Below are 5,852 nucleotides of genomic sequence, written 5' to 3'. Positions count from 1 at the left end.
ACCCTGCCAGTATTTAGATGACTGGCTCACTGAGCAACATCAGGAAAAACAGGCGGCATAAAAGCCACCTGTTGGAAGACGAAAAATCGAGGGAAGCTCAAACCCTTTGGGAGCCTGGTAGTCGCTGTGCATCAATGTGGTTTGGGGGGGGTTTCTTCTTCATCTGCATAACCTGTTCAATGAATATTTTACGGCGTCAAAAACCGTTTCGCTGCAACGCACAGCCTAAAACCAGAGGATCGTTTTTTAGTTGAAGCGCCTATTTTTCCTGGCTGGCGGACTGAACCCTCAGTACGAACGACTCGGTCAGCGCATCGTCGGTAGTGGACCAGGTGCCGCTGAAAGTATTGCCGACCAGTTGACCCGCCCATTCTCCGGAGACATCCTTGCCATTAATCGATTCTTCCATGATGACATCGGTATTTTCCGCTTCGCCGGCCAGTAGTATCTGATTGGATTGTCCAACGATCAGATAGCTACCCTGAATACCCTCGGACGGATCCGGCTTGAGTTGCAGATGCATTTCAATCTGTGCATCGCCAAGCGTGCCGCGCAGGGTCAGCGGCTTGGCAAACAAACCGGGCGCTGTATCGACAGGGGCGGCAGACGCAGTAGAAGCGGCAGATGCAGCAGTGACCTTATCGCCATCCGCAAATACCGGCGTAGCAGTCAATCCGAGCAACAATGCCGCAACAACCATGGCCCTGCAAAACATCATGCAGCGGCCCACAGGTCGTGCGCATCGGATGCCGTGATCGTGACGTCGACAAACTCACCGACCACCAGCCTCTTGTGCGGCTCATAAGGGGGCTTGACGTAGACCACGCCGTCGATTTCCGGGGCATCGGCGCTGGAGCGGCCAACGCCGCCGTTGCGGTCAACCGAGTCGATCAGCACGCGCATGGTCTTGCCGACCTTGGCTTGCAGACGCTTCTTGGAAATTTCTTCCTGCAACTGCATCACACGGCCACGGCGCTCTTCACGCAGTTCTTCCGGCACAGGATTATCCAACGCGTTAGCAGTTGCGCCTTCGACCGGGGAATAGGCAAAGCAGCCGAGGCGATCAATTTCAGCCTCTTTCAGGAAGTCCAGCAGGTATTCAAATTCTGCTTCGGTTTCGCCAGGGAAGCCGGCGATAAAAGTGGAACGTATCGTCAGATGCGGGCACATGGCGCGCCAGGCCTGAATTCGCTCGATATTCTTTTCGCCGCTGGCTGGGCGCTTCATGCGCTTGAGCACATCGGGATGCGCATGCTACAACGGCACGTCCAGATATGGCAGCACCTTGCCCTCAGCCATCAGCCATCAGCCATCAGCGGAATGATCTGGTCGACGTGGGGATAAGGATAGACATAGTGCAGGCGGACCCAGGCGCCGTATTGCGCCGCCAGTTCGCCCAGCGCGGTCACCAATTGCGTCATATGGGTCTTGACCGGCTTGCCGCTCCAGAAACCCATGCGGAATTTTACGTCGACCCCGTAGGCGCTGGTGTCTTGCGAAATGACCAGCAATTCCTTGACGCCGGCCTTGAACAGATTTTCCGCTTCCAGCATGACATCGGCAATCGGGCGCGAGACCAGATCACCACGCATCGAAGGAGTAATGTAAAAACTGCAACGGTGATTGCAGCCTTCCGAAATTTTCAGGTAAGCGAAATGTTTGGGTGTCAGCTTGATGCCTTGCGGCGGCAGCAAATCGATAAAAGGCGCATGTGGCTTCGGCAAATGCTTGTGTACCGCGAACATGACTTCACCGACGGCATGCGGGCCAGTGACTTCCAGCACTTTGGGATGGATCTTTTGGATGATGTCATCGCCGTCGGCGTCTTTCTTCGCACCCAAGCAGCCGGTAACGATAACCTTACCGTTTTCGCTCAATGCTTCGCCAATCGCATCCAGCGACTCTTGTACCGCAGCGTCAATGAAACCGCAGGTATTGACGATGACCAGGTCGGCCCCCTCGTAGGACTTGGCAGTTTCATAACCCTCTGTACGTAACTGGTTCAGAATTTGTTCGGAATCGACCAGTGCCTTAGGGCAACCAAGGGAAACGAAACCGACTTTTGGGGCAACGACTAGTGCTGTAGCTGACGCAGCTGGCGCTGCGGGAATGACATTGGACATGGCGAAGATGGGGTCAAAGCAAAGTCGCTATTGTACCCCTTCCACTGCCATGGTTACCTTGAATGAACGCTAAAAACTCTTTGTGGCACTGATGTCGGGCGCTGCTGCGGCTTTATTTTTTTGGCTTGTCGGGCGGCGGCGCAAAGGGGAAAGTACCGAACATATTCTTGGTCTGGTTCTGCATCTGCTCCTGCATCTGGATGAACAAACCTTTACTTTGCTCGATATAGTTACTCATCATTCCTTGCATCATCGGCCCTTGCACGTTCATGAACTGGGTCCACATTTCCGGGCTGAACGGTTTGCCTTCGTAAAAACCCTTCGAGTTTTCGGCCAGCTTGTTTTGGATATCGATGAAAGCCTGAATATTTTTTTCCAGGTAGGAGCCCATCATGCCCTGCATTGCATGGCCGTAGTAGCGAATGATCTGTGATAAGGTAGCACTGGAAAACATCGGCGTGCCGTTGGATTCTTCTTCCAGGATAATCTGCAACAGAATACTCCGCGTCAGATCGTCATCGGTCTTGGCATCAAGCACAGCGAATTCTTCGTTGTCCAATACCAGTTGCTTAACATCCGTCAATGTGATGTATGAACTGGTTTGCGTGTCGTACAAGCGGCGGTTCGGATACTTTTTGATCAAACGTTCAGACATCTTTTTTGTAGTAGTCATTTCAGTCCCAGGTTACTGCGCCATAACGCATTTCATATGTTTCGCATTGCAAATCTCAGTTTGCTACAGCACAGCCCAGTATATTGCGCAAAGCATAAACAGCCGATGGTGTCGGCAGTTTTATTACGCTGCAATTTGTGCGACATATCCCGCACAACCGAGCAGACAAACCGGCCGTCTGCGCGGCTGATCAGGATTTATCCCATGTGCAAACCGCCGTTAAGCGAGAAATCGGAACCGGTTGCATAGCCACCCTCCTCCGACACGATCCAGGAAATAATGGAGGCGATTTCCTCCGGCTCACCCAAACGCTTGACCGGAATCCCGGCGACAATCTTCTCCAACACATCAGGCTGGATCGAGCGCACCATATCGGTCCCGACATAACCCGGCGAAACTGTGTTGACGGTCACCCCCTTGGTTGCCACTTCCTGCGCCAGCGCCATGGTGAAGCCATGGATGCCCGCCTTGGCAGTGGAGTAGTTGGTCTGGCCGAACTGACCCTTCTGGCCATTGACGGACGATATATTGACAATCCGCCCCCAACCGCGATCGGCCATGCTGTCGATGACCTGCTTGGTGACGTTGAAGAGGGAATTCAGATTAGTGTCGATCACCGCATCCCAATCGGCCTTGGACATCTTGCGGAACTGGCCGTCACGCGTAATGCCTGCGTTATTGATCAGAATATCTATCTCGCCAACCTCTGCCTTGACCTTATCAAATGCTGCCTTGGCCGAGTCCCAACTGGAGACGTTGCCCTCTGAAGCATGGATATCAAAACCCTTGGCCCGCATATCGGCCAGCCATTTGTCCTTACGCGCAGAATTCGGCCCGCAACCGGCCACCACTGTGTGGCCATCTGTGCAAAGACGAGTACAAATCGGGGTACCGATTCCCCCCATACCCCCGGTCACATAAACGATTCGCTTTGCCATCTTTTGTCTCCTTCAAAAAATAATTCAAAAACGATGTAATGCCTATCTTCTACTTATCCTGCCCGCTTTGCGCATCGGATGCATCTTCTTTTATTCTGCTCTGACTTTGACATATCTGCCGGGAGCCGGTTCGATCACGTCATGTTTGGCATTTCCTGATTTGCGAGGTGCCGCCACCTGCTTACCAGCGTGTTGAGCCAAAAATTCGGCCCACTCTGTCCACCAGCTGCCAGGATGCTCGACCGCGGCTGCCAACCAGGAATCGGCATCGCCGCCGGTTTTTGGATTAGTCCAATAGCTACGCTTGTGTCTGGCCGGCGGGTTAATCACCCCTGCGATATGGCCGGAGGCGCCAAGCACGAAACGGTTGCGCGCCGGTTTGTTCGGATTCAATAACTTGGTCGACGCGTAGGCCGACGTCCACGGCACAATATGGTCCTCGCGCGAGGCGTAGATGAAAGCCGGTGCATCAATCTTGCCCAGATCGATCTTGGTTCCATGTACCGTCAACCGGCCAGGATCTCTGAGGGCGTTATCCAAATACATATTGCGCAGGTAACAACAAAACATCGGCCCGGGCAAATTGGTGCTATCGGCGTTCCAATACAACAAATCGAATGGCGTCGGCTCTTCACCTTTGAGGTAATTCGATTCGACATAGTTCCATAACAGGTCGTTCGGCCGCAGGCTGGAAAATGCCGAAGCGAATTCGCGCGCCGGCATCAGGCCGCCATGGCCGATGGCTTGTTCACGTATGCGAATCTGCATATCGTCGATATACACATCCAGCATACCGGTGTCGCTGAAATCAAGGAATGCAGTGAGTAAGGTCAGGCTGGCAACCGGATTGGCTTTCTCCGCAGCCAATTTTGCCAGCGCAGTAGAGAGCAAGGTGCCGCCGACACAAAAGCCCAATGCATTGATCTTGTCCTGACCTGAAATATCCTGCACCACCTGAATCGACTTGATTACCGCTTCATCAATATATTGGTCCCAGGTGGCATGCCCCAGCGATTCATCGGCATTGCGCCAGGAGATCAGGAACACGGTATGTCCCTGCTCCACGGCGTAGCGCACCAGTGAGTTTTGCGGCTGCAAGTCCAGAATATAGAATTTATTGATGCAAGGCGGCACGATCAACAACGGCCGTTGATATACCTTCCTGGTCAGCGGCGCGTACTGAATCAGCTGGAACAGCTGATTTTCAAAGACCACCGCACCGGCGGTCGTGGCAACATCCTTGCCGACCTCAAACGCTGACTCGTCGGTCTGCGAGACCCGCCCCTTTTGCATATCGGCGATCAGTTGGGCGATACCTTTGGTCAGGCTCTGACCATTGGTCTCTACAATTTTTTGCTGGGCTACCGGATTGGTTGCCAGGAAATTCGACGGCGCCATCGCATCGATCAGTTGCTGCACCGTGAAGCCGATTTTCCGCTTCACCTTCGGTGGCGCCTCCAGCGCATCGACCATCGCCGTCAGAAACTGTGCATTCAGCAGATAGGCTGCAGCGTTGAACGCATACAGCGGATTGTCATGCCAGGCCGTGGCATTGAAGCGGCGGTCGGCGATGGCAGGCGAGCGTGAAGCCAGCATGTCCTGCCATAACGACGTCAGCTGCTGCGTGTATTGCGCTTGCAGTTTTTCCAATACCAGCGGATCCAACGCAATCCCATGATCGCCGAAGTCGCTGGCTGCGGTCGCGCCGTTGCCATTCCTGGCGGCACCATTGATCCAATCCAGAAACAGATTGGCATCAGCTACCTTACCAAGCTGCTGGAGGAATTGTGGATTGAGCGATTGGTTGAATTGCCGCGAAAGTTGCGATAGTGCGGCGGGATCGAAGACAGGAAAAATTGGCTTATTCATGCTGCGACCGTTGTTTTGGCGTACCTTATCGGATTAACTCTGAAACTCGAACAAATTCGTATGTACATCGTCGCCATCGCTTGGATTTGCGTTGTCTTCATGATGGCCATTACGGAGTCTTCCGTGATTGCCGCCCTGATGACCTTTGAGCTTCCCTCGATTTTTCGTCGTCCAACAGGTGGCTTTTATGCCGCCTGTTTTTCCTGATGTTGCTCAGTGAGCCAGTCATCTAAATACTGGCAGGGTGAA

At 53.5% G+C, this 5,852-nt stretch carries 5 protein-coding genes and 1 pseudogene; 1 reads left to right on the top strand and 5 read right to left on the bottom strand.

Annotated features, from left to right (window positions below; all coding sequences use genetic code 11):
• Positions 1-259: 259 nt before the first annotated feature.
• The 5 genes and pseudogenes from ACIQ0R_RS10825 to phaC form a co-directional block, all read right to left on the bottom strand.
• The gene (locus ACIQ0R_RS10825) at positions 260-700 is read right to left on the bottom strand and encodes a hypothetical protein (RefSeq protein WP_395827133.1); all 441 of its coding nucleotides are present in this window, start codon (positions 698-700) and stop codon (positions 260-262) included.
• Between the two features lie 14 nt (positions 701-714).
• Positions 715-2,123, bottom strand: a pseudogene (gene rimO / locus ACIQ0R_RS10820) (30S ribosomal protein S12 methylthiotransferase RimO).
• A gap of 112 nt (positions 2,124-2,235) precedes the next feature.
• Positions 2,236-2,796, bottom strand: a complete 561-nt coding sequence (phaR, locus tag ACIQ0R_RS10815) for a polyhydroxyalkanoate synthesis repressor PhaR (protein ID WP_395827129.1) — start codon at positions 2,794-2,796, stop codon at positions 2,236-2,238.
• Between the two features lie 197 nt (positions 2,797-2,993).
• Complete coding sequence (locus ACIQ0R_RS10810; RefSeq protein ID WP_395827126.1) at positions 2,994-3,734, bottom strand: 3-ketoacyl-ACP reductase; 741 nt, start codon at positions 3,732-3,734, stop codon at positions 2,994-2,996.
• A 90-nt stretch (positions 3,735-3,824) separates the two neighbouring features.
• Positions 3,825-5,603: a class I poly(R)-hydroxyalkanoic acid synthase gene (phaC, locus tag ACIQ0R_RS10805; protein ID WP_395827123.1), complete on the bottom strand. Its 1,779-nt coding sequence runs from the start codon at positions 5,601-5,603 to the stop codon at positions 3,825-3,827.
• 60 nt (positions 5,604-5,663) lie between these two features.
• Here phaC and ACIQ0R_RS10800 point away from each other — a divergent pair, with 60 nt between their 5' ends.
• On the top strand, positions 5,664-5,810 hold the full coding sequence (locus ACIQ0R_RS10800) for a hypothetical protein (RefSeq protein ID WP_395827120.1): 147 nt from the start codon (positions 5,664-5,666) through the stop codon (positions 5,808-5,810).
• Positions 5,811-5,852 lie beyond the last annotated feature (42 nt).

This window comes from Collimonas sp., from assembly GCF_044339385.1.
GTDB lineage: Bacteria > Pseudomonadota > Gammaproteobacteria > Burkholderiales > Burkholderiaceae_D > Collimonas.
This window is presented reverse-complemented; position numbering and strand designations above follow the sequence as displayed.